Source organism: Pseudomonas sp. TH41 (assembly GCF_016650695.1).
Lineage (GTDB): Bacteria > Pseudomonadota > Gammaproteobacteria > Pseudomonadales > Pseudomonadaceae > Aquipseudomonas.
Map to the genome: position 1 here is coordinate 2,931,339 of NZ_JAEKFH010000003.1, position 20,450 is coordinate 2,951,788.

The following is a 20,450-nucleotide window of genomic DNA, read 5'->3' on the forward strand; positions in this document are numbered from 1 at the left end:
GAACAATAACCACATAACCGCGCAACCGGGGAGATTGGCTGCCCAGTTTTTTCATGGTCTGCGAAGACATTTTTACTATTTTTCCTGGTCGAGGGCCTGGGCCACCATCCAATTCACAAGAAAAGCCCATGGAGCATCTGAACGTGTTCGAGCTTACATACTGGCAAAACAAGGCCGCTGCACTGCCGTTTCCAGATCAGGCACTGATCGACGGCAAACCCCATTCGGCGCAGTCGGGACAGACCTTCGCCGTGATCAACCCCGCCACCGGCCAGTGTCTGGCTAACGTGGCCGCTTGCGGCGATGAAGACGTGAACGCGGCTGTGCGCAGTGCGCGGCAAGTGTTCGAGGCTGGAACCTGGGCGGCGCGTTCGCCGGGCGAGCGCAAGCAAGTGCTGTTGCGCCTGGCTGATCTGATCATGGATCACCGCGAAGAACTGGCGTTGCTTGATTCGCTGAACATGGGCAAACCGGTGATGGATGCCTACAACATCGACGTGCCGGGCGCTGCCGGCGTGTTTCGCTGGTACGCCGAAAGCCTCGACAAACTGTATGACCAGATTGCCCCCAGCGCGCAGAACGTACTGGCGACCATCACCCGCGAAGCGCTCGGTGTGGTGGCTGCAGTGGTGCCATGGAATTTCCCGTTGGACATGGCAGCGTGGAAACTTGCCCCGGCCTTGGCTGCTGGTAACTCGGTGGTCCTCAAACCCGCCGAGCAATCACCGTTTTCCGCGCTGCGTCTGGCCGAGCTGGCGCTGGAAGCCGGCCTGCCGCCAGGTGTGCTGAACGTAGTGCCGGGTCTCGGTGAGCAGACCGGCAAAGCCCTCGGTTTGCACCCGGACATCGATTGCCTGGTCTTCACCGGCTCCACCGAAGTCGGCAAATACTTCATGCAGTATTCCGCGCAATCGAACCTCAAGCAGGTGTGGCTGGAATGCGGCGGCAAGAGTGCGAATCTGGTGTTCGCCGACTGTCAGGACCTTGATCTGGCCGCCGAGAAAGCGGCGTTCGGGATCTTCTTCAATCAGGGTGAAGTCTGCTCGGCCAACTCGCGCTTGCTGGTGGAACGTTCGATTCATGATGAATTCGTCGAACGCCTCAAGGTGCAGGCCGAACGCTGGCAGCCGGGTGATCCGCTGGACCCGTCGAGCAATGCCGGGGCGATTGTCGACAGCCGCCAGACTGCGCGCATCATGAAGTTCATCGAGCAGGCCGAACGCCTGGGCGCGACGAAGGTGTGTGGTGGTCGGCAATCGATCTTCAACGGCTCCGACAACTTTATTCAGCCGACCATTTTCACCCACGTGCGTGCGGACATGCCGCTGTTCCGCGATGAAGTATTCGGCCCGGTGCTGGCCATCACAGCCTTCGATGACGAGGCACACGCCTTGCAACTGGCGAACGACAGCGTCTACGGTCTGGCCGCTTCGCTGTGGACCGACGACCTCAATCGTGCCCACCGTGTGGCGCGACAATTGCGAGCGGGCACGGTGTCGGTCAACAGTGTCGATGCACTCGACGTGACCGTACCTTTTGGCGGTGGCAAGCAGTCCGGGTTCGGCCGCGACTTGTCGCTGCACTCATTCGATAAATACACTCAGTTGAAGACCACCTGGTTTCAATTGCGCTAATAACAAAAAAACGGAGAACTGGCGATGACCACACCACGTGAAACCCGCGACTACCAGGCCGCCGATGCTGCGCACCACATCCACGCATTCGTCGATCAAAAGGCACTCAACGACGAAGGGCCACGCGTGATGGTCCGTGGCGAGCGCCTGCATCTGTGGGACAACGATGGTCGGCGTTACCTCGACGGCATGTCCGGGCTGTGGTGCACAAACCTCGGTTACGGCCGCAAGGACCTGGCGGCGGCCGCGACTAAACAGCTTGAGCAGTTGCCTTACTACAACATGTTTTTCCACACCACCCACCCGCAGGTGATCGAGCTGTCGGAGCTGCTGTTCAGCCTGCTGCCGGGACACTACAGCCACGCGATCTACACCAACTCGGGCTCGGAAGCCAACGAGGTGCTGATCCGTACCGTGCGCCGTTACTGGACGATCCTCGGCAAGCCCGAGAAGAAAGTCATGATCGGTCGCTGGAACGGTTACCACGGCTCGACCCTGGCCGCGACGGCGCTCGGTGGCATGAAGTTCATGCACGAAATGGGCGGCATGATTCCGGACATCGAACACATCGATGAACCGTACTTTTTTGCCCACGACGGCAATCTGACCCCGGCCGAGTTTGGACTGCGGGCAGCACAGCAACTGGAAGCGAAGATTCTCGAACTCGGCGCGGACAAGGTCGCCGGCTTCATCGCCGAACCGTTCCAGGGCGCGGGCGGGATGATCTTTCCGCCAGAAAGCTACTGGCCGGAAATTCAGCGGATCTGCCGCAAGTACGATGTGCTGCTGTGCGCCGATGAAGTGATCGGCGGCTTCGGTCGAACCGGCGAATGGTTCGCCCACGAGCACTTCGGTTTCGAGCCGGACACGCTGTCCATCGCCAAGGGGTTGACCTCGGGTTATATCCCCATGGGCGGACTGATCCTGTCGAAAAAAATGGCCCAGGTGCTGGTGGAGCAGGGCGGGGTGTTTGCCCACGGGTTGACCTATTCCGGGCACCCGGTGGCGGCGGCAGTGGCCATCGCCAACCTCAAGGCGTTGCGCGATGAGGGGGTGGTGACGCGGGTCAAGGACGACATCGGGCCGTACTTGCAACAGTGCTTGCGCGAGGTGTTCGGCAATCACCCGTTGGTTGGGGATATTCAAGGCGTCGGTATGGTCGCGGCACTGCAATTGGCGGAGGACAAAACCAGCCGCAAGCGCTTTGCCAACGAAAACGATATTGCCTGGCGATGCCGCACGATTGGCTTTGAGGAAGGGGTGATTATTCGCTCGACGCTGGGGCGAATGATCATGGCGCCGGCGTTGATTGCCAGTCGAGAGGAGGTTGATGAGCTGGTGGGGAAAACCCTGAAAGCGGTTGATCGTACGGCACAGGAATACGGCCGTCTCTGATCTTAAATTAGTGTGATCCCAAAAAGATCGCAGCCTTCGGCAGCTCCTACAGGGGATCGCATTCCTGTGTAGGAGCTGCCGAAGGCTGCGATCTTTTGCTTTTGATTGAGCGTTGCACCCACCCCGTGCACCCCCGCCAACACCGCCCTTTCCCAGCGCACGCTACCCAGTTTTTTCATCGCTCCCATCGACATATTTCCTAATTTTCCTAATCCCTGCCTTGGTCCAACATCGACTTCGCCAGTCAGCCAAACGTTGACCACCGACGGGTCCATTCAGAGACCACAGGTGGCATCTGCTCCAAGGCCACTGACCGTACTGCCCATTACAAAACTAAATCAACAGCTTTGGGAGTGCTCCATGAAAAAGTCCTTGTTTACCCGCTTCGCTCATCCACTGGCGGTCACCGCCATTGCCGCGACGGTCGCTACCAGCGCCCAGGCCGGCACCCTGTCCATCGGTCACACCACGTGGGTTGGCTATGGCACGCTCTACCTGGCTCAGGATCTGGGCTACTTCAAGGAAAACGGCTTGACCGTCGAACTACCCGTCGTCGAAGAGGCCTCGATGTACATGGCCGCGCAGGCGTCGGGGGAGTTGTCGGGCTCGGCGTCGACCATCGACGAAGTGCTCAAGTACCGCCCGCAATTTTGCTTCAAGGCCGTCGCCGCACTCGATGACAGCCATGGTGGCGACGGTGTGCTCGTGGGCAAGGACGTCAAGAGCCTGCAGGAGCTGAAGGGTCAAGCGGTGGCGGTGAACGAAGGGTCGACCTCGCAGTTCTGGCTATCGTATCTGCTGAAAAAACACGGCATGAAAATGAGCGACATCACCGTGCAAAACATGACGGCTGACGACGCTGCTACCGCATTTATCGCCGGTCGCGTGCCGGCCGCCGTGACCTGGGAACCGCACCTGTCGATGGTTCGCAGCAAGAATCAAGGCAAGGTCCTGATCGACAGCAGCAGCACGCCGGGGGTAATTGTCGACGTGGTGGCGCTCAACTGTTCGGTCATCGAAAAGCAGCCAGAAGACGTCAAGGCATTGGTCGCCGGGTTGTACAAAGCGGTGAAATACACCCAGGAGCATCCGCAAGAGGCCTACAAAATAATGGCCAAAGGCGTCGGTGGTTACCTCGCCGATCCGAAGGAGCTGGCCGCCGCCGCGCAAGGCGTGCGCTTCTACGATCAAGCCATGAGCGAAAAACTCCTGGGCTCGCCGGGCAAACCGGGTGACAGCGAGCCGTTGATCAAACTGGCCAACGAAACCGCCAGTGAATTGCAGGGCAAACCCTACAACGTCAGCAATGACGACCTGATCGACAACCGTTTCGTCAGCCCGCTCTAGGAGGTTCGCATGTTCAAGCGCAATTCATGGCTGAGCCGCTGTATGACGCCCAAGACCGGCCTGCCCGTGCAGGTCATCTGGAGCGCGAGCGGTCTGGCCTGGCTTTTATTGATCGGCCTGTGGGCCGGATTGTCTTACGGCGGCGTGGTGCCGGGCATGTTCCTGCCAACACCGGGGGCGGTGGTCGAGGCCGCCGTGCGCCTGGGTCGCGACGGCACGCTCGGTCAACACGTGTGGGCCAGCGTTGAAGTGGTGATGGTCGGTTTCATCGTCTCGTCCCTGGTGGCGGTGCCGTTGGGGTTGCTGATGGGCAGCTTCCGCATCGTCCAGGCCTTCCTCGAACCGATGGTCAACTTCATCCGTTACCTGCCGGTGACCTCATTCGTGCCGCTGTTCATTCTGTGGATCGGCATCGGCCTGGAACAACGGGTCTCGGTGATCATCTTCGGGGTGTTTTTCCAGCAACTGGTGATGATCGCGGACGTGTCCAAAGGCATTTCCAAAGACCTGATCAACGCGTCCTACACCCTTGGCTCGAACCGCCGCGATGCGGTGTTGCATGTGATCGCTCCGGCGTCGTTGCCGGGTGTGCTCGACACCTTGCGCGTGACCATGGGCTGGGCCTGGACGTATCTGGTCGTCGCCGAACTGGTCGCGGCCTCCAGTGGTTTGGGCTACCTGAGCCTTAAAGCCATGCGCGGCTTTCAAGTGGATGTGATCTTTCTGGCAATCGCGATCATCGGTCTGTTGGGCCTGGTCACCGATCAACTGTTCCGTTTCCTACGTCTGAGGATCGCCGCATGGGCTCAGTAACCGCCGTCAACCCTCGTTTCATCACGCCCCAGGCTGCCCCGGCGCAGGCCGCGCCTCGACTGCAAGTGGACAAGGTCAGTCTGCGTTACCAGAAGCCCGACGGTGGAATGTTCACCGCGCTGGAGCAAGTCTCGTTCGAAGTGCCGGATCAGCAGTTTGCTGTGCTGGTCGGGCCATCGGGCTGCGGCAAGTCGAGCTTGTTGTACCTCACTGCCGGACTGAATGAACCCACGGAAGGCGAGATTTACGTGGGCGGTCAGCAAGTGCAGGGGCCGGGCGCGGATCGCGGCATGGTGTTCCAGAGCTACACGCTGTTCCCGTGGCTGACGGTGCGGCAGAACGTCGAATTCGGCCTCAAGCGTCGCGGCATGGCATCCGCCGAGCGCAAGGAAATCGTCGACTACTACGTCAATGAAGTGGGCCTGACGGGGTTCGCCGACAACTACGCCAAGCAGTTGTCCGGCGGCATGATGCAGCGTGTCGCCATTGCTCGCGCATTGGCCAACGACCCGCAAATTTTGCTCATGGATGAACCCTTCGGCGCGCTCGACAGCCAGACTCGCCTGCAAATGCAGCAACTGTTGTTGCGGGTTTGGGGCAACAGCAAGAAGACCGTGCTGTTCGTGACCCACGATATCGACGAGGCGATTCTGTTGGGCGACCGGGTCTACGTCATGGGCGCGCGGCCGGGCCGGATCAAGCAAATTCTGGACGTGCCGATCGACCGCCCACGGACCCTGGACATGGTCATGGAGCGCTCGTTCATCGACATGAAGCGCAAGATCTTCGGGTTGCTGCACGACGAGCTGGAAGAGGAGCATTGAGCCCTGATGCCAGTCGAGCGCAATTTCTGTAGGAGCGAGCTTGCTCGCGAAGGCGTCGTGTCAGGCGAAATCAATGTTGATCCACCGCTTTTCGCGAGCAAGCTCGCTCCTACAGGTCTTGCGTTGAACCGGGGTTAAGGCGCAGCCGGCAAGAGGAAACGGGCGATCACCGGCAAGTGATCGGAGATCCGCAAGGTATCGTCCTGCCTCACCATCGCCTCGACTCGTTTGATCCGCGGACTGTAGAACAGGTAGTCGACAGTCCGGTCCGGACCGTTCAAGCCCGGATCGTTCGGGTAATGGGTAAGCCACTGCGCCCGCTCGACGCCGCCGGCTTCGTTGTTGGTGGGGATCATCGGGTATTTGTCCCACAGCAAATGCAGCGCGCTGTCGGCGGAGTAGGGCGTGCGTTGCTCGGAAGGCAGGCGTTGATATTGCCCCAGCGGCAACAGATTGAAGTCACCCCCGATCAACCATGGCGTGCCACGGCTTTCGTACTTGTCGAGTACTTTGGCCACCGCCGTCACTTGATCTTGCAAGGATTGGTCGGGTTCGGTGATGCGGTCCAGATGGGTGTTAAGCACCGCTATCTGGCCGCCATCGCTCAATGGCAGGTAACTCACCAACAGGGCGTTTTTCGGTTTGAACTGGCGACTGATGAAATTGATCGGCAGGGTCGGCAATTGCAGGCGTTCGGCGTGTTCGATCTGGAAGCGGCTGAGGGTCACCAGTTGTCGGCCAACGCTGCCGAAGATGTGCGGATCGGGGACGAAATCGGCTTTCCAGTCGAAGGCGTGGGCGCTGCACGGATACAGGTCCGCGACCCGCTCTTGAAGCAGCTTGAGCTGGTTCTGGTAATCGCTGGCCTTGGCGTCGTCATCGAGTTCTTGCAGCAGCACCAGGTCCGGTTGTTCATCACGAATCACCCGCGCCACTTCATCGAGGCTGAAGGCCATGTCTTCGGGGGTCGGTTTTTCGTCGTCGCCGTGCGCCAGGTCGTTCCAGAAAACGTAGCGTTTACCCGCCAGGTATTGGACGTTCCAGGTCATCACCTTCAGCGCCTGGCCAGGCGCCAGGGTCGGCGCCAGGGTCGGCGCCTGGGCGTTGCAACTGACCGGCAACACGTCCTTGGCACCGGGGCGCCAGGTCAGCGTGTAGATCAACAGTGCAAACAGACCGATAACAATCAGCAGGCCCAGCAGGGTGTAGCGCAGTAGACGGGTCATGGCTCGGCTTATAGCGTTACAAAAGATGCCCCGAGCATAACCGAGCGTAAACGGCATGCCCATCATGTAGCAGCTGGCGAAGCCTGCGTTCGGCTGCCTGTAGGAGCGAGCTTGCTCGCGAAAGACCTGAGAGCGCACGTTTATCCAACATGAACGCGTTATCGTTAACGTCTTTCGCGAGCAAGCTCGCTCCTACAGGCAGCCGAACGCAGGCTTCGCCAGCGGCTACAAGGAGGCGTCGCCAGTCAGAGCGGTCGATCAATTTTCTCGGGCGCCTCTGCAATCAGCATGAACAAGCGGAACAGCACCACACTGGTGAACAGTTGCAGGAAGCTGTGAGCGCTGTCGATCAGCAGCGAAAGCACCGGGTTCTGCGGGTCGGGGTACACCGCCACGGTCGCGCCCTTGAGCACCCACAATGGTCCCATCACGCAAAGGATGCACACCAGAATGCGCAGGAAATGGCCGCGGGTCAGGCGCATGCTTTCCTTCATCGCCGCCAGCGGGGCCATGCCGCGCAGCACCAGCAGGTACTCGGCAAACGCCAGGGTCACCATCAGCCAGATGCCCGGCAGGAAATACAGCGACAGGCCGATCAGGATCAGCACCGTATTGAGCGCCGTCAGCAGGGCGAAGCGCGGCCACAGGGTCGCGGACATCGCCAGCAGGTCGCGGGTGCGCGGCGATTCGCCACGGCTGCGGGCATCGAGAAACAGGATCAGGGCAGCGGTGTACAGCGGATACACCAGCAGGCCGACAATCACGCTGTAACCGGGGAAACCTTCCGGGCCGGCCGTGTTGTCGACAATTTGTTGCAACAACGCTTCAAAAATCACCAGCGGCAGGCACAGCTGCACGATCTGGCCCAGATTGCGCTTGAAGAAGTACAGAGAGTCACGCAGTACGTCGAACGGATTCATCAGTCGGTATCGCTGGTCATAAGCAGTTACACACTTTAACCGATGAAGTGCTGCCACAAGCAAACGTAAACGTTAGGTAAAGACCATTGAAACATCCTGTATCAGCCTCCATTACGAGTTTGCACCTTATCCACAGTGGATAAGGGCGACGAAATTCCCGGCAATCTACGAGGTCGCCATGAACAGCGAAGAACAAACCCTGATCGATGGACTGTTTTCCCGGCTGCAACAGGCAGAAACGGATTCAGCCCCGCGCGACGCCCTGGCCGAGGCGCGGATCAAGGAGCACCTGACTCGCCAACCCGCGGCGGGCTATTTCATGACCCAGGCGATTCTGGTGCAAGAGGCGGCCATCAAGAGCCTCGACGAACAGAACAAGCAATTGACCCAGCAAGTCCAGCAGTTGCAGGCCGAACTGCAACAGGCCAAGGCTCAGGCGCCCGCGGCTGCACCCGCCAGCGGTGGCTTTCTGTCGAGCATCTTCGGTGGCAGTTCCCGCGATCCACAGCCCGCACCGACGCAGAGCGCACCGCCCTCCACTGGCGGCTGGCGCGAACCGGCGCGGCCGTCGTTCAATTCGCAACCGCCACAGCAGAACTTCGGTGCCGCACCGCCTCAGCAGAACTACGCACCGCAACAGCCTGTAGGCAGCGGATTCCTTGGCGGCGCACTGAAAACCGCCGCCGGTGTGGCGGGTGGCGTGATGCTGGCGCAAGGCATCAGCAGCCTGTTCCATCACAATCAGCAGCCGGAAGTGGTTGAAGTGATCAAGGAGGAGCCGGCTCAGGTCAGCGATCAGAGCAATGACAAAGGCTGGGGCGGTGATCAGCGCGTGGCGGACAACAACACCAACGATCAGGGCAGTTTCGCCGACGCTGACTACAACGATGACAGTTCATCGTTCTTCGGCGGCGATGACGACGATTCCTTCGTCTGACACACCATTCGTCCGGAGCGCTGCGGCGCTTCGGGCTGATTATTCGCGGAACAATCCTTATGGCTGGCATACTGGGCGACTTTTCGGGCCTGGTGCCTGATCCTGCCTGCGCGTCTGTGCGCTCATGAGGATGTACGGTGAAAAAAATTGCAGTGTTCGCCGATGTTCAAAACCTCTATTACACCGTGCGTCAGGCCTATGGTTGCCACTTCAACTATGCCGCGTTGTGGGCTGACATCAGCAAACAGGGTGAAATCGTCGAGGCCTATGCCTACGCGATCGATCGTGGCGACAGCAAACAGCAGCAGTTCCAGCAGATCCTGCGCAATCTCGGTTTTACCGTGAAGCTCAAACCCTACATCCAGCGCAGCGATGGCTCGGCCAAGGGCGACTGGGACGTGGGCATCACCATCGACATCATGGACGCCGCCGCTCACGTCGACGAAGTGGTGCTGGCCTCCGGCGACGGTGATTTCGACATGCTGCTGGAGCGCATCATCAGCAAGCACGGCGTTCAGGCGGTGGCTTACGGCGTGCCGGGTCTGACGGCTAATTCGCTGATCCGCGCCGCCAGCCGCTATGTGCCGATCGAAGGCGCATTGCTGCTCAAGAATTGATTTTTACGGAGTTGAAACAGGTTTGGAACGCATAGCAGTCATCGACTTTGAAACCACCGGGATCTCCCCGGGCACTGGCTGCCGGGCCACGGAAATTGCCGTGGTGATCCTCGAACAGGGGCGCATCGTCGATCGCTACCAAAGCCTGATGAATGCGGGCGTGCGCGTCCCGGCGTTCATCGAACAACTCACCGGCATCAGCAACGCCATGTTGCGCACCGCGCCATCGGCCGAACAGGTGATGAACGAAGTCAACGAATTCGTCGGCATCACGCCTTTGCTGGCGCACAACGCCGCGTTCGACCAGAAGTTCTGGGACTTTGAACTCGGGCTGATCAAACGCACCCGTTTGCAGAACTTTGCCTGCTCGCTGCTACTCGCTCGCCGTTTGATGCCCGCCGCACCAAACCACAAACTCGGCACCCTCACCACGTTCGCCAAACTGCCCCACACCGGCCAGGCTCACCGGGCCATGGCCGATGCCGAGATGGCCGCTAACCTGACGGCGCATCTGGCCCAGGAGCTGCGGCACAAGCATGGGTTGCGCGAGTTGTCGCATGAGTTGTTGTGCAGCTTGCAGAAAGTACCGGCGGCGAAGATCAATGAGCATCTCAAACGGCATCGCGGGTTCTAAAAGCACCGCAAATCCCTTGTAGGAGCGAGCTTGCTCGCGATGGTGTATCAGTCGACATCAATGTAGCGGACACACCATCGCGAGCAAGCTCGCTCCTACAACATCTGATCTATTTCCCTTCCAGCTGCCCCAACGGCACGCGCTTCTCGATGGCGCTCGATAACACAATCGACGTCTTGCTGAAGCCAAACTTGGCAATCCGGTTGATCAGCTCTTCCAGCTCCGGCATCGAGCCCACCGCCGCCTGCATGATCACGCATGGATCCCCGGTGACCCGGTGGCATTCGGTCAGTTGCGGGATTTTGATCAGGTCGTCGTAGGCCTTTTGATTGCCATGCTGGTTCAGGCGCAGCTCGATGACGCACTGGATCGGCAGGCCAACCTTGGACATGTCGACTTTCGCCTGGTAACCCGTGATCACTCCGCAGGCTTCGAGTTTGGCCACGCGCTCGGCGACGGCCGGGGCGGACAGGTTCACCTTGCGCGCCAGTTCGGCGTAGGACGCACGACCGTTTTCCAGAAGGGCGCTGAGAAGCATGCGGTCGTATTTATCCATCGTGACTACCCTCAAATGACATGGCTTTCGAAAACACGGTTTATGGCTATGATCTCCGTGTTTTGAAAAGTGTACCGGCGCTTTAAACAGGTTTTGTAACTTATTTTTCGCCGTTGGCCTTTCTAGAATAGCTGTTCACTTGCCTTGCCTACGAGCTGCCCCATGCCTGGCCTACGTCGCTTTCCCTTGCCGTTGATCGCTGCCTTTTTCGCCTTGTATGTGATTTGGGGCTCGACCTACCTGGTGATTCGTATCGGCGTCGAGTACTGGCCGCCGTTGCTGCTCGGGGGTATTCGGTTTGTGATTGCCGGTTCATTGATGTACGCCTTCCTGCGTTGGCGCGGGGCGCCGGCACCGACTTGGGCGCAGTGGAAAGCGGCGGGGATCATCGGGATTTTGCTGCTCAGTTGCGGTAACGGCGCGGTCAGCGTGGCTGAGCACACCGGCGTGGCTTCGGGCGTGGCTGCATTGGCGGTGGCGACGGTGCCGCTGTTTACCTTGCTCTGCGGCTATTTCTGGGGCGCGCGTAATACCCGTCTCGAATGGGCCGGGATTGTGCTCGGGTTGATCGGTATTGCCATGTTGAATCTCGGATCAAACCTGCAGTCGAGTCCGCTGGGCGCTATGTTGCTGGTGTTCGCGGCGGCGGCCTGGGCGTTCGGGTCGGTGTGGAGTAAACACTTGCCGTTACCGCAAGGCGCAATGGCCAGTGCCGTGGAAATGCTGGTGGGCGGCGTGGTGCTGTTGATCGGCAGCGCGGTCAGCGGTGAACACCTGGACAGCCTGCCGCCTATCGAAGGCTGGGCCGCGTTGGCATACCTGATTTTTTTCGGTTCGATTATCGCGTTCAACGCCTACATGTACCTGTTGAAAAATGTACGTCCGGCGGCGGCCACCAGTTACGCCTACGTCAACCCGGCGGTGGCGGTGTTGCTGGGAATCGTGTTTGTCGGCGAAACCATCGGTATCGAAGAAGCACTGGCCATGCTGGTGATCATCAGCGCCGTGGTGCTGATCGGGTTGCCGCAGTGGCGCCGGGCTCCTGTTCAGGCCGCCGTAGCGGTGCCGACTGAATCCCGTGTGAATTAGGGTAAACTGCGCGCCATTGCACACTCGTTTTGCACAACCGCGCTGAATTTTCCTACGGTAATCCCATGACTTTCGCCACCCTTGGCCTGATCGAACCCTTGCTGCGCTCTCTCGAGACGCTCGGCTACCAGACCCCGACGCCGGTTCAGGCGCAAGCCATTCCGGCGGTGCTGGCCGGTCGCGACCTGATGGCTGCCGCCCAGACCGGCACCGGCAAGACCGCCGGTTTCGCGCTGCCGCTGCTGCAATTGCTGGCCATGGAAGGGCCGAAAGTCACCGCCAACTCGGTGCGCGCGCTGATCCTGGTGCCGACCCGCGAGCTGGCCGAACAGGTTCACGAAGCCGTGCGTCAATACGCCGAGAACCTGCCGTTGAGCACGTATGCGGTGTACGGCGGCGTCAGCATCAACCCGCAAATGATGAAGCTGCGCAAAGGTGTCGACTTGCTGGTGGCGACGCCGGGCCGTTTGCTCGACCTGTTCCGTCAGAACGCCCTCAAGTTCAACCAGTTGCAAACCCTGGTGCTGGACGAAGCGGACCGCATGCTCGACCTGGGTTTTTCCGAGGAGCTGGGGAACATTTACAAGGCCCTGCCGAAGAAACGTCAGACGCTGTTGTTCTCTGCGACCTTCTCCGATGCGATCCGTACCTTGGCCGGGCAAATGCTCAACGATCCGCTGAGCATCGAAGTCAGCCCGCGCAACGTTGCTGCCAACACGGTTAAACAATGGGTGGTGACGGTCGACAAGAAGCGCAAGCCGGAGCTGTTCATCCATTTGTTGCGCAAGGGCAAGTGGAAACAAGTGCTGGTGTTCGCCAAGACCCGCAACGGCGTGGACGCCTTGGTGGAAAAGCTCCAGGGCCTGGGCATCAACGCCGACGGCATCCATGGCGACAAGCCTCAGGCCACTCGTCAACGCGCTCTGGACCGTTTTAAAGCCAGCGAAGTGCAGATTCTGGTCGCCACCGACGTCGCGGCCCGTGGTCTGGATATCGAAGATTTGCCGTTGGTGGTCAATTTCGACCTGCCAATCGTGGCTGAGGACTACATCCACCGCATCGGTCGCACCGGCCGTGCGGGTGCAACCGGGCAGGCTATTTCGCTGGTGTGCGCTGATGAAGTGAATCTGCTGTCGGCCATTGAGACGTTGACCCGTCAGACGTTGCCTCGCCAGATGGAACATGACTTTGAACCTGAGCACCGCGTGCCGGATACCGATGCCAGCGGTCAGGTGATCAAGAAGCCGAAGAAACCGAAGAAGCCAAAGACCTCCGGTGGCGGCAAACGCAACCTGGGCAAGTGGGTTGAGAGCGGGGATGCTTCGGCGCCGGAACCTTCGATCAAGCCTGTGCGAAAAGTCCCGGTGTTTAATACTGGGCCGCGTAAGCGTAAGCCTTGATTAGCGGCGGCGCCTGTTAGGCCGCCTTCGCGAGCAAGCCCGCTCCCACATTAATCGCATTCTTTCTGAAAGAACTCGGTCGAATGTGGGAGCGGGCTTGCTCGCGAAGGGCGCACCTCGGTCTTCAACCTTTGCGCTTCAACCACTCCACCATCCCCAGCCCCGCCGCACGCCCACTGGCAAAACACGCCGTCAGCAAATAGCCCCCCGTGGGCGCTTCCCAATCCAGCATTTCCCCCGCGCAGAACACACCCGGCAATTGCTTGAGCATCAATTGCTCATCCATCGACTCGAACATCACGCCACCGGCGCTGCTGATGGCTTCGTCCAGTGGACGGGTTTTTACCAGCGTCAGAGGTAGTGCCTTGATTGCTTTGGCCAGCAGTGACGCATCGGCAAAGCACTCGACCGGTATCAGTTCTCGTAACAGCGCCGCTTTCACGCCGTCGAGTCCAAGCTGGCTGTGCAGGTGTTTGGACATGGAACGCGAGCCGCGCGGTTTGCTCAGTGCCGCCTGAACTTTATCCACAGGCCGGCCCGGCAACAGGTCGAGGTGAAGGGTCGCCGAGCCCTGTTGATTGATCGCTTCGCGGATCGGAGCCGACAGCGCGTAGATCAAACTCCCTTCAATCCCGGTGGCCGTGATCACACACTCGCCCAGCCGTGGCACGTCGTCGTTGAGGCCAATGGCGATATTTTTCAGCGGTGCGCCGGCGAATTTACTGACCATCAACTCGCTCCAGGCCTGCACCTCGAAACCGCAATTGCTCGGCTGCAGCGGCGCCAGTCCTACACCGCGTTGTTCCAGTGGCAGCATCCACGCGCCATCGGAACCCAGCCGCGACCAACTGCCACCGCCGAGGGCCAGCAAGGTCGCATCAGATTTAACGGTTTTTTCGCCTTCAGGGCTGTGGATACGTAAATCGCCCTGGTCATCCCAACCGATCCAGCGGTGGCGGGTGTGGATAACTACGCCGCGGTCACGCAGCCGTTTGAGCCAGGCACGCAGCAGGGGGGCGGCCTTCATGTCCGTAGGAAACACCCGGCCGGAGCTGCCGACAAAGGTCTCGATACCCAGGTCATGAATCCATTGGCACAACGCGTCAGCCCCAAAGCCCCGCAGCAGTGGCGCTATCTGCGGTGCCCGCTCGGCGTAGCGTGAGAGAAATGCCGGGTAGGCTTCGGAATGGGTGATGTTCATGCCGCCGACACCGGCCAGCAGGAATTTTCGCCCCACCGAAGGCATGCCGTCGTACAGGTCGACGTTGATCCCGGCCTGGCTCAGCACTTCCGCCGCCATCAAACCGGCAGGGCCGCCACCGATGATTGCGACGTGAGGGGCTTGGGAGGAGGGCTGAGTCATGGCGTGCGCTGCGGTTTGGCGGAATAAGCCGGGCATTCTACCAGCCCGAAACATTGTAGGAGCGAGCTTGCTCGCGATGGTGTGTCAGTCGACACCCATGTAGCAGACACACCATCGCGAGCAAGCTCGCTCCTACATTATTGGATCTAGGTCGTTTCAAATGGTTGATCAAAAAACAATCATCCCATTGCAGGCTATAGGCTGCATGGCCTGTAGGCCCTTTCACTCAGGTTATCCACAGGCAGTTCCACAGGCATTGTGGGTAAAGCATCCACAGCTCAATGACAACCTGATGACTGCCAGACCCGTTGCGCGCTGTGATGCAGAATTCCATGACGGCGGGCCAAGGCCTTGCGGTCCTTGCTATAGCCGCCGCCAATCACTCCGACTACCGGAATATCCCGCCCCAGGCAATGGCGCATCACGCTTTCATCCCGGGCCGCTACGCCTTCGTCTGTCAGCTTCAAATAACCGAGCGCGTCATCCTTGTGCACATCGACGCCGGCGTCATACAGCACCAGGTCCGGTTGATAGAGTGGCAGCAAATAGTTGAGCGCATCGTCCACGACCTTGAGGTAATCGGCATCACCCATCCCCTTGGGCAACGGTATGTCCCAGTCACTTTCGGCCTTGCGTGCAGGAAAGTTCTTTTCGCAATGCAGGGAAACGGTCACTGCGTCCGGGGTGTTGTGCAGAATTCGAGCCGTCCCGTCGCCTTGGTGCACGTCGCAATCGAAGATCAGCACCCGATTCACACGGCCACTTTCCAGCAGGAAATGGCTGATCACCGCCAAGTCGTTAAAGATGCAAAAACCCGCCGGATAGTCGTAGTGCGCATGATGCGTGCCGCCGGCCAGGTGACAGGCCAGCCCGTGCTCCAGCGCTTGCTCGGCCGCCAGCAACGAACCGCCGACCGCCCGCACCGTGCGACGGGCCAACGCCTCGCTCCAGGGCAAGCCCAGGCGACGTTGGTCTTCGCGGGACAACTCGCCACTCATGTAACGTTCGATATAGGCAGCGTCATGTGCGAGGGCAAGAATCTCCGGGGGGCAGAGCTGCGGACGCAGCAGGTCGGCGTCGCGGGTCAGGCCGCTGTCCACCAGGTGATCGCGCAGCAGGCGAAACTTGTCCATGGGGAAGCGGTGATCCGCCGGGAACTCGGGACTGTAGTCTTCGTGGTATATCAGCGGCAGGGGCATGACGATTTAATGTAGGAATGAAAGACGGATCCTACCAGCGTTGTAGACTTGCGGCATGGAAAGGGGAGGGCACGATGGAGCCGATACTGGAACTCGAGAGCGCGCGACTGTTATTGCGGCAGTGGCGCGATGAGGATTTGCCGGAATTTGCGGCGATGTGCGCCGATCCACAGGTGATGCGATATTTTCCAGCGCCCTTGAGTCGACTGGAAAGCGCTTCGCTGATCGGGCGGATTCGTGGCCATTTTGCCGAGCACGGTTTCGGCCTCTGGGCGCTGGAGCGCAAGGACACGGGCGACTTTATCGGTTTTACCGGGCTCGGCGTGGTCGGTTTCGACGCGCCCTTCACCCCGGCCGTCGAGATTGGCTGGCGCCTGGCCCGCGAGCATTGGGGGCTGGGTTACGCCAGTGAAGCAGCCTGGACCGCTCTGCGCTGCGGGTTTGACCGTTTGGCGCTGAAAGAGGTCGTGTCCTTCACCACCCAGACCAATACCCCTTCTGAAAAAGTCATGCAGGCGATTGGCATGCACCATGATTCAGCCGATGACTTTGAGCACCCGAAGCTCGCAGTCGATCATCCCCTGCGGCACCATGTGCTGTATCGCATCAGCCGTGAACAATGGCTGCAAACGTTGCATGGATAAGCGGGCGCGGACGTTTACAATGGCGCCCATAGTGGCGCCCGGGCCGGAAACTGAATCGACCGCCGCAGCCAAGACTGCGCGGCATTGCGTTATGTGAGGAGAGTCTGAATGAGCCAAGTGTTGGATGATCTGGTCGAGCTGTTGACCCTGGAACCGATCGAAGAAAACCTGTTCCGTGGTCGCAGCCAAGACTTGGGCTTTCGTCAGTTGTTCGGCGGCCAGGTGATCGGCCAGTCCCTGTCGGCGGCCAGTCAGACCGTCGAAGAAGCGCGCCATGTGCATTCGATGCACGGTTATTTCCTGCGTCCGGGCGATTCCACATTGCCCGTGGTGTATCAGGTTGACCGGGTGCGCGACGGCGGCAGTTTCAGCACGCGCCGGGTGACGGCGATCCAGAAGGGCAACCCGATTTTCACCTGCAGCGCCTCGTTCCAGTACGACGAAAAAGGCTTCGAGCACCAGGCAGAGATGCCGATTGTGGTCGGCCCGGAAAACCTGCCATCGGAACTGGAACTTGCCCAGCAACGCGCGCATCTGATTCCTGAGCACATGCGCGAAAAACTGCTGTGCCCCAAGCCCATCGAATTCCGGCCGATTACCGAGAAAGATCCCTACAACCCGCAGCCGTCCGATCCGATCAAGTACGTCTGGTTTCGCGCCGACGGTGCCCTGGCCGACTCCCCGGCGCTGCACAAATACCTGTTGGCTTACGCCTCGGACTTCGGTCTGCTGACCACGTCGATGCAGCCGCATGGCAAATCGGTCTGGCAGAAAGACATGCAGGTCGCCAGCCTCGATCACGCGCTGTGGTTCCACGCGGACCTGCGCGCCGATGATTGGTTGCTCTACGCGATGGACAGCCCGTGGGCCGGCAATTCTCGCGGATTCACCCGGGGCAGCGTGTTCAACCGCGCCGGGCAATTGGTAGCGTCGGTCACTCAGGAAGGCCTGATTCGTTATCGCAAGGATTGGGCATGAGCCTGGCTGAGGTGCGGCACTGGGTGTTCGACATGGACGGCACCCTCACGGTGGCCGTGCATGACTTCGCGGCGATTCGCGTGGCCTTGGCGATCCCGGCCGAACACGACATCCTGACCCACCTCGCCACGTTGCCGGCTGATGAAGCCGCTGCGAAACATGCGTGGTTGCTGGAGCACGAACGTGATTTGGCCCTGGGTTCGAAACCGGCGCCGGGTGCGGTGGAGTTGGTGCGGGAGTTAGCCGGGCGCGGCTATCGTCTGGGCATTTTGACGCGCAATGCTCGCGAGCTGGCGCACGTCACGTTGGAGGCGATTGGCTTGGCCGACTGCTTCGCGGTGGAGGATGTGCTGGGTCGTGATGAAGCGCCGCCTAAACCGCATCCGGGTGGTTTGCTGAAATTGGCCGAAGCCTGGAAGGTGCCCGCGAGTGAGCTGGTGATGGTCGGTGATTACCGGTTTGATCTGGATTGCGGACGGGCAGCGGGGGCGCGGACGGTGCTGGTTAATCTGCCGGATAATCCCTGGCCGGAGTTGACCGATTGGCATGCGGCGGATTGTGTGGCGTTGCGGGAAATGTTGTCGGCTTGAGGGCCCCATCGTTGGATCGCCGCCCGGAGCCGGCTCGCTCCCACAGTTGATCTTCAGTGAACACAAAATTTGTATTCCATAGAGAACCAATGTGGGAGCGAGCCTGCTCGCGAAGGGGCACTGCCAAACACCACAAAAACTTACTGACCGAACAAAACCTTCTGCCCCTCAGGTGAATTAAACATCCCATCTCCATCATGCCCAACCCCGGGCACTTCGATCAGCTGCTGACTCAATCCTTGAGGATGGCTGCGCTTTAAATAATTAAAATAATTGCGCCCACGAATCAATCGATACGCACCCTGGGCCTCTGCCTCGCAGCCTTTATCCAGCGCCGGATGATTGGGGTTGATGTCCTGCTGGCCCAGCAGATAAACGACGTCACGTTTGACGTATTTTTCCTCCAGCTGCGCAGGCGTTTGCCCTTCGGCATAGGCAGGCAAATCCGACAGGCCGTACTTCCAGCGATTGAAATCGGGACACGCCGCGTGCTTGAACGCCACGGGCCGCCGCTCATCGAAATACGCATAGGACGACGGGTTAGCAATCACAAAACGTACCTGCACGCCGGCCTCTTGGAGTTCCGGCACATCCTGGCTCAACACCGCATAACGCTGAACCACCTGAGCGCCGCCAGAGTGACCGGCGATGACAATTTCCTTCACGTCCGGAAACTGTCGGCGATCGCCGATTCGGGCGATGATTTCGTCGAGTGCCGCGTAGGAACTCAGAGGAAACGGACCTGTGGATAAACCGCCGGCCATCCAGTCATTGCCCTGCCAGCGCAATACTGTGTCGGCCACGGGATGGAGTGCGATGTCGGTTTCGTTCAGGAACTGCGGCGCAATCACCAAGGTGGTCGCGCTTTGTCCGGCCTGTTCGGCCGCGCGTTCGGCGCTCTGGCGGTAAGTTTCAGCATTGCGCAGCCGACCGTGGATGATGATCAGTACGCGTTGGATTTTCGCCGGCGCCGGGCCGATGCCCACAGCCATCTCACCTTCTTTCAACAGCAGTCGCCCAGGGCTGACCTCCTTGACCCCGTGCTCGGCAGCCTGGGTGCTTGCGCAGGCGATCAGCAACGTCAACAGCCACTTATTCATTTATAGGTTTTTCGCGGCAAAGGTATCGCACTGACCAACCTGGCCTTGCGCAAATCCGGTTTTGAACCAGCGCACCCTTTGCGCCGACGTTCCATGTGTAAACGAGTCCGGCACCACGCGACCCTGACCTTGCTGCTGCAAACGATCGTCGCCGATGGCGTTGGCGGCGTTCAGGGCTTCTTCGACGTCACCCGGTTCCAGCCAGTTCAGGCGTTTCTGTGCATTGTTGGCCCAGACCCCGGCCAGACAATCGGCCTGCAATTCCTGGCGCACCAGCAAACCGCCGTCGCCTTCCATTTGCCGACCTTGTTGGCGAGCCGTCTGAATTTTCGCTGAAACACCGAGCAAGGTCTGAACATGGTGTCCGACTTCGTGAGCGATCACGTAGGCCTGCGCGAAATCACCCGCGGCGGAAAAGCGTTGGGACATTTCCTGGAAGAACGCCATGTCCAGGTAGACCTTCTGGTCTGCCGGGCAATAAAACGGGCCGGTCGCCGATGTCGCCAGGCCGCAGGCCGAATTGATCCGGTTGCTGAACAGCACCAGGGTCGGATTCTTATACTGCCGACCGGCCTGTTGGAAAATCTGACCCCAGGTGTCCTCGGTATCGCCGAGGATCGAACGCACGAACTCGGCGCCTTCATCATTGGCCGGCGGCGCCTTACGGGTCTGGTTGCTGGCCGGTGCCGATTGTTCGGTCATCTGCCCGGTCAGCTGTCCGAGGATCTGCATCGGGTCCTGGCCGGTGATCCAGCCGATCCCGACAATCAAGAGAATCGCCGTCAGGCTCAAGCCCTTGCCGCCACCGAAGCGCATCCCGCCACCACCGCCGCCGACATCATCACCACGTGCATCGACCACGTTGTCGCTGCGTCGGCCTTTTTTCCATAGCATGCGGGAATCCTCTGTTTATCCGTGGGGATGAGTGTTGCTGGTGTGTAGGAGCGGCGCCAGTCCGGTCGTCCGGCTTTTTCCACGCACGGCAGCATTCCCGGCAACCGTTAGTGGTCGCCAGGAACAGTGCAGACAGTAGGAACATGGATAGCCCATCGAATTCCATCAGGCGATGGGTTTTTATCGAGCGGGCGGACGCCTGCCTCGGCCGTTACTGGTCGAACGTATCCCAGTTCCAGATTTCGCATTCGGCCAGTTGTCTTCTAGAATCGGACAAACTCTGTGTGGAA

General features: G+C 59.9%; 21 protein-coding genes. 13 read left to right on the forward strand and 8 right to left on the reverse strand.

The features are described from left to right. The first annotated feature begins 143 nt into the window (after positions 1–143). On the forward strand, positions 144–1,634 hold the full coding sequence (locus tag JFU37_RS16075) for an aldehyde dehydrogenase family protein (RefSeq protein WP_201116170.1): 1,491 nt from the start codon (positions 144–146) through the stop codon (positions 1,632–1,634). 24 nt (positions 1,635–1,658) lie between these two features. After that, on the forward strand, positions 1,659–3,029 hold the full coding sequence (locus tag JFU37_RS16080; protein ID WP_201116172.1) for an aspartate aminotransferase family protein: 1,371 nt from the start codon (positions 1,659–1,661) through the stop codon (positions 3,027–3,029). A gap of 2 nt (positions 3,030–3,031) precedes the next feature. Here JFU37_RS16080 and JFU37_RS16085 read toward each other — a convergent pair whose 3' ends face one another. Beyond that, on the reverse strand, positions 3,032–3,304 hold the full coding sequence (locus tag JFU37_RS16085; protein ID WP_201116174.1) for a hypothetical protein: 273 nt from the start codon (positions 3,302–3,304) through the stop codon (positions 3,032–3,034). Positions 3,305–3,389: 85 nt separating this feature from the next. Between JFU37_RS16085 and JFU37_RS16090 the strand changes: the two genes are divergently transcribed. From JFU37_RS16090 to JFU37_RS16100, 3 genes are read left to right on the forward strand one after another with little or no spacing between them, the layout of a single operon-like run. Further along, the gene (locus tag JFU37_RS16090; RefSeq protein WP_201116176.1) at positions 3,390–4,376 is read left to right on the forward strand and encodes an ABC transporter substrate-binding protein; all 987 of its coding nucleotides are present in this window, start codon (positions 3,390–3,392) and stop codon (positions 4,374–4,376) included. A 9-nt stretch (positions 4,377–4,385) separates the two neighbouring features. After that, on the forward strand, positions 4,386–5,189 hold the full coding sequence (locus JFU37_RS16095) for an ABC transporter permease (RefSeq protein ID WP_201116178.1): 804 nt from the start codon (positions 4,386–4,388) through the stop codon (positions 5,187–5,189). Beyond that, positions 5,177–6,013, forward strand: a complete 837-nt coding sequence (locus JFU37_RS16100) for an ABC transporter ATP-binding protein (protein WP_201116179.1) — start codon at positions 5,177–5,179, stop codon at positions 6,011–6,013. The genes JFU37_RS16095 and JFU37_RS16100 overlap by 13 nt, the downstream gene beginning before the upstream one ends. Before the next feature lie 134 nt (positions 6,014–6,147). On the opposite strand, the gene JFU37_RS16105 is transcribed toward JFU37_RS16100, so the two are convergent. Further along, positions 6,148–7,239: an endonuclease/exonuclease/phosphatase family protein gene (locus JFU37_RS16105; RefSeq protein WP_201116181.1), complete on the reverse strand. Its 1,092-nt coding sequence runs from the start codon at positions 7,237–7,239 to the stop codon at positions 6,148–6,150. 245 nt (positions 7,240–7,484) lie between these two features. Beyond that, positions 7,485–8,159, reverse strand: coding sequence for a YciC family protein (locus tag JFU37_RS16110; RefSeq protein ID WP_201116183.1), 675 nt, complete (start codon positions 8,157–8,159; stop codon positions 7,485–7,487). Between the two features lie 178 nt (positions 8,160–8,337). On the opposite strand from JFU37_RS16110, the gene JFU37_RS16115 reads away from it, so the two are divergent. The 3 genes from JFU37_RS16115 (at position 8,338) to JFU37_RS16125 (ending at position 10,347) form a co-directional block, all read left to right on the forward strand. Beyond that, positions 8,338–9,096 (forward strand): DUF2076 domain-containing protein, encoded by a 759-nt coding sequence (locus JFU37_RS16115; RefSeq protein WP_201116185.1) that lies wholly within the window; start codon positions 8,338–8,340, stop codon positions 9,094–9,096. A gap of 137 nt (positions 9,097–9,233) precedes the next feature. Further along, on the forward strand, positions 9,234–9,713 hold the full coding sequence (locus tag JFU37_RS16120; RefSeq protein ID WP_201116187.1) for an NYN domain-containing protein: 480 nt from the start codon (positions 9,234–9,236) through the stop codon (positions 9,711–9,713). A gap of 22 nt (positions 9,714–9,735) precedes the next feature. Next, the gene (locus JFU37_RS16125; protein WP_201116189.1) at positions 9,736–10,347 is read left to right on the forward strand and encodes a 3'-5' exonuclease; all 612 of its coding nucleotides are present in this window, start codon (positions 9,736–9,738) and stop codon (positions 10,345–10,347) included. Between the two features lie 109 nt (positions 10,348–10,456). Here JFU37_RS16125 and JFU37_RS16130 read toward each other — a convergent pair whose 3' ends face one another. After that, positions 10,457–10,903 (reverse strand): Lrp/AsnC family transcriptional regulator, encoded by a 447-nt coding sequence (locus JFU37_RS16130; protein ID WP_201116191.1) that lies wholly within the window; start codon positions 10,901–10,903, stop codon positions 10,457–10,459. Between the two features lie 162 nt (positions 10,904–11,065). Here JFU37_RS16130 and yedA point away from each other — a divergent pair, with 162 nt between their 5' ends. Continuing rightward, entirely contained in the window at positions 11,066–11,992 is a 927-nt protein-coding gene (gene yedA, locus JFU37_RS16135; protein ID WP_201116193.1) for a drug/metabolite exporter YedA, read from the forward strand. 65 nt (positions 11,993–12,057) lie between these two features. Next, on the forward strand, positions 12,058–13,392 hold the full coding sequence (locus JFU37_RS16140) for a DEAD/DEAH box helicase (RefSeq protein WP_201116196.1): 1,335 nt from the start codon (positions 12,058–12,060) through the stop codon (positions 13,390–13,392). A 124-nt stretch (positions 13,393–13,516) separates the two neighbouring features. Here the strand turns inward: JFU37_RS16140 and JFU37_RS16145 are convergent, their stop codons facing one another. After that, the gene (locus JFU37_RS16145) at positions 13,517–14,755 is read right to left on the reverse strand and encodes a TIGR03862 family flavoprotein (protein ID WP_201116198.1); all 1,239 of its coding nucleotides are present in this window, start codon (positions 14,753–14,755) and stop codon (positions 13,517–13,519) included. A 278-nt stretch (positions 14,756–15,033) separates the two neighbouring features. Beyond that, a complete protein-coding gene (locus tag JFU37_RS16150) occupies positions 15,034–15,954 on the reverse strand; it encodes a histone deacetylase family protein (protein WP_201116201.1) in 921 nt (306 codons plus the stop codon). A gap of 74 nt (positions 15,955–16,028) precedes the next feature. Here JFU37_RS16150 and JFU37_RS16155 point away from each other — a divergent pair, with 74 nt between their 5' ends. The 3 genes from JFU37_RS16155 (at position 16,029) to JFU37_RS16165 (ending at position 18,166) form a co-directional block, all read left to right on the forward strand. Beyond that, positions 16,029–16,598, forward strand: coding sequence for a GNAT family N-acetyltransferase (locus JFU37_RS16155; RefSeq protein ID WP_201116203.1), 570 nt, complete (start codon positions 16,029–16,031; stop codon positions 16,596–16,598). Between the two features lie 108 nt (positions 16,599–16,706). Next, on the forward strand, positions 16,707–17,576 hold the full coding sequence (gene tesB / locus JFU37_RS16160; protein ID WP_201116206.1) for an acyl-CoA thioesterase II: 870 nt from the start codon (positions 16,707–16,709) through the stop codon (positions 17,574–17,576). Next, on the forward strand, positions 17,573–18,166 hold the full coding sequence (locus JFU37_RS16165) for an HAD family hydrolase (protein WP_201116208.1): 594 nt from the start codon (positions 17,573–17,575) through the stop codon (positions 18,164–18,166). The genes tesB and JFU37_RS16165 overlap by 4 nt, the downstream gene beginning before the upstream one ends. Positions 18,167–18,306: 140 nt before the next feature. Here the strand turns inward: JFU37_RS16165 and JFU37_RS16170 are convergent, their stop codons facing one another. Together JFU37_RS16170 and ypfJ are read right to left on the reverse strand one after the other, a co-directional pair. After that, the gene (locus JFU37_RS16170) at positions 18,307–19,266 is read right to left on the reverse strand and encodes an alpha/beta hydrolase (RefSeq protein ID WP_201116210.1); all 960 of its coding nucleotides are present in this window, start codon (positions 19,264–19,266) and stop codon (positions 18,307–18,309) included. Continuing rightward, the gene (ypfJ, locus tag JFU37_RS16175) at positions 19,267–20,160 is read right to left on the reverse strand and encodes a KPN_02809 family neutral zinc metallopeptidase (protein WP_201116213.1); all 894 of its coding nucleotides are present in this window, start codon (positions 20,158–20,160) and stop codon (positions 19,267–19,269) included. Positions 20,161–20,450: the final 290 nt, after the last annotated feature.

Bases quoted from the DNA above. Each gene is read 5' to 3' on its own strand.
- JFU37_RS16080 (WP_201116172.1), top strand. From the start codon at position 1,659: ATGACCACACCACGTGAAACCCGCGACTACCAGGCCGCCGATGCTGCG.
- JFU37_RS16170 (WP_201116210.1), bottom strand. From the start codon at position 19,266: ATGAATAAGTGGCTGTTGACGTTGCTGATCGCCTGCGCAAGCACCCAG.
- JFU37_RS16155 (WP_201116203.1), top strand. From the start codon at position 16,029: ATGGAGCCGATACTGGAACTCGAGAGCGCGCGACTGTTATTGCGGCAG.
- JFU37_RS16130 (WP_201116191.1), bottom strand. From the start codon at position 10,903: ATGGATAAATACGACCGCATGCTTCTCAGCGCCCTTCTGGAAAACGGT.
- tesB (WP_201116206.1), top strand. From the start codon at position 16,707: ATGAGCCAAGTGTTGGATGATCTGGTCGAGCTGTTGACCCTGGAACCG.
- JFU37_RS16150 (WP_201116201.1), bottom strand. From the start codon at position 15,954: ATGCCCCTGCCGCTGATATACCACGAAGACTACAGTCCCGAGTTCCCG.
- JFU37_RS16140 (WP_201116196.1), top strand. From the start codon at position 12,058: ATGACTTTCGCCACCCTTGGCCTGATCGAACCCTTGCTGCGCTCTCTC.
- JFU37_RS16165 (WP_201116208.1), top strand. From the start codon at position 17,573: ATGAGCCTGGCTGAGGTGCGGCACTGGGTGTTCGACATGGACGGCACC.
- JFU37_RS16115 (WP_201116185.1), top strand. From the start codon at position 8,338: ATGAACAGCGAAGAACAAACCCTGATCGATGGACTGTTTTCCCGGCTG.
- ypfJ (WP_201116213.1), bottom strand. From the start codon at position 20,160: ATGCTATGGAAAAAAGGCCGACGCAGCGACAACGTGGTCGATGCACGT.
- JFU37_RS16090 (WP_201116176.1), top strand. From the start codon at position 3,390: ATGAAAAAGTCCTTGTTTACCCGCTTCGCTCATCCACTGGCGGTCACC.
- JFU37_RS16095 (WP_201116178.1), top strand. From the start codon at position 4,386: ATGTTCAAGCGCAATTCATGGCTGAGCCGCTGTATGACGCCCAAGACC.
- JFU37_RS16145 (WP_201116198.1), bottom strand. From the start codon at position 14,755: ATGACTCAGCCCTCCTCCCAAGCCCCTCACGTCGCAATCATCGGTGGC.
- JFU37_RS16100 (WP_201116179.1), top strand. From the start codon at position 5,177: ATGGGCTCAGTAACCGCCGTCAACCCTCGTTTCATCACGCCCCAGGCT.
- yedA (WP_201116193.1), top strand. From the start codon at position 11,066: ATGCCTGGCCTACGTCGCTTTCCCTTGCCGTTGATCGCTGCCTTTTTC.
- JFU37_RS16105 (WP_201116181.1), bottom strand. From the start codon at position 7,239: ATGACCCGTCTACTGCGCTACACCCTGCTGGGCCTGCTGATTGTTATC.
- JFU37_RS16085 (WP_201116174.1), bottom strand. From the start codon at position 3,304: ATGGACCCGTCGGTGGTCAACGTTTGGCTGACTGGCGAAGTCGATGTT.
- JFU37_RS16110 (WP_201116183.1), bottom strand. From the start codon at position 8,159: ATGAATCCGTTCGACGTACTGCGTGACTCTCTGTACTTCTTCAAGCGC.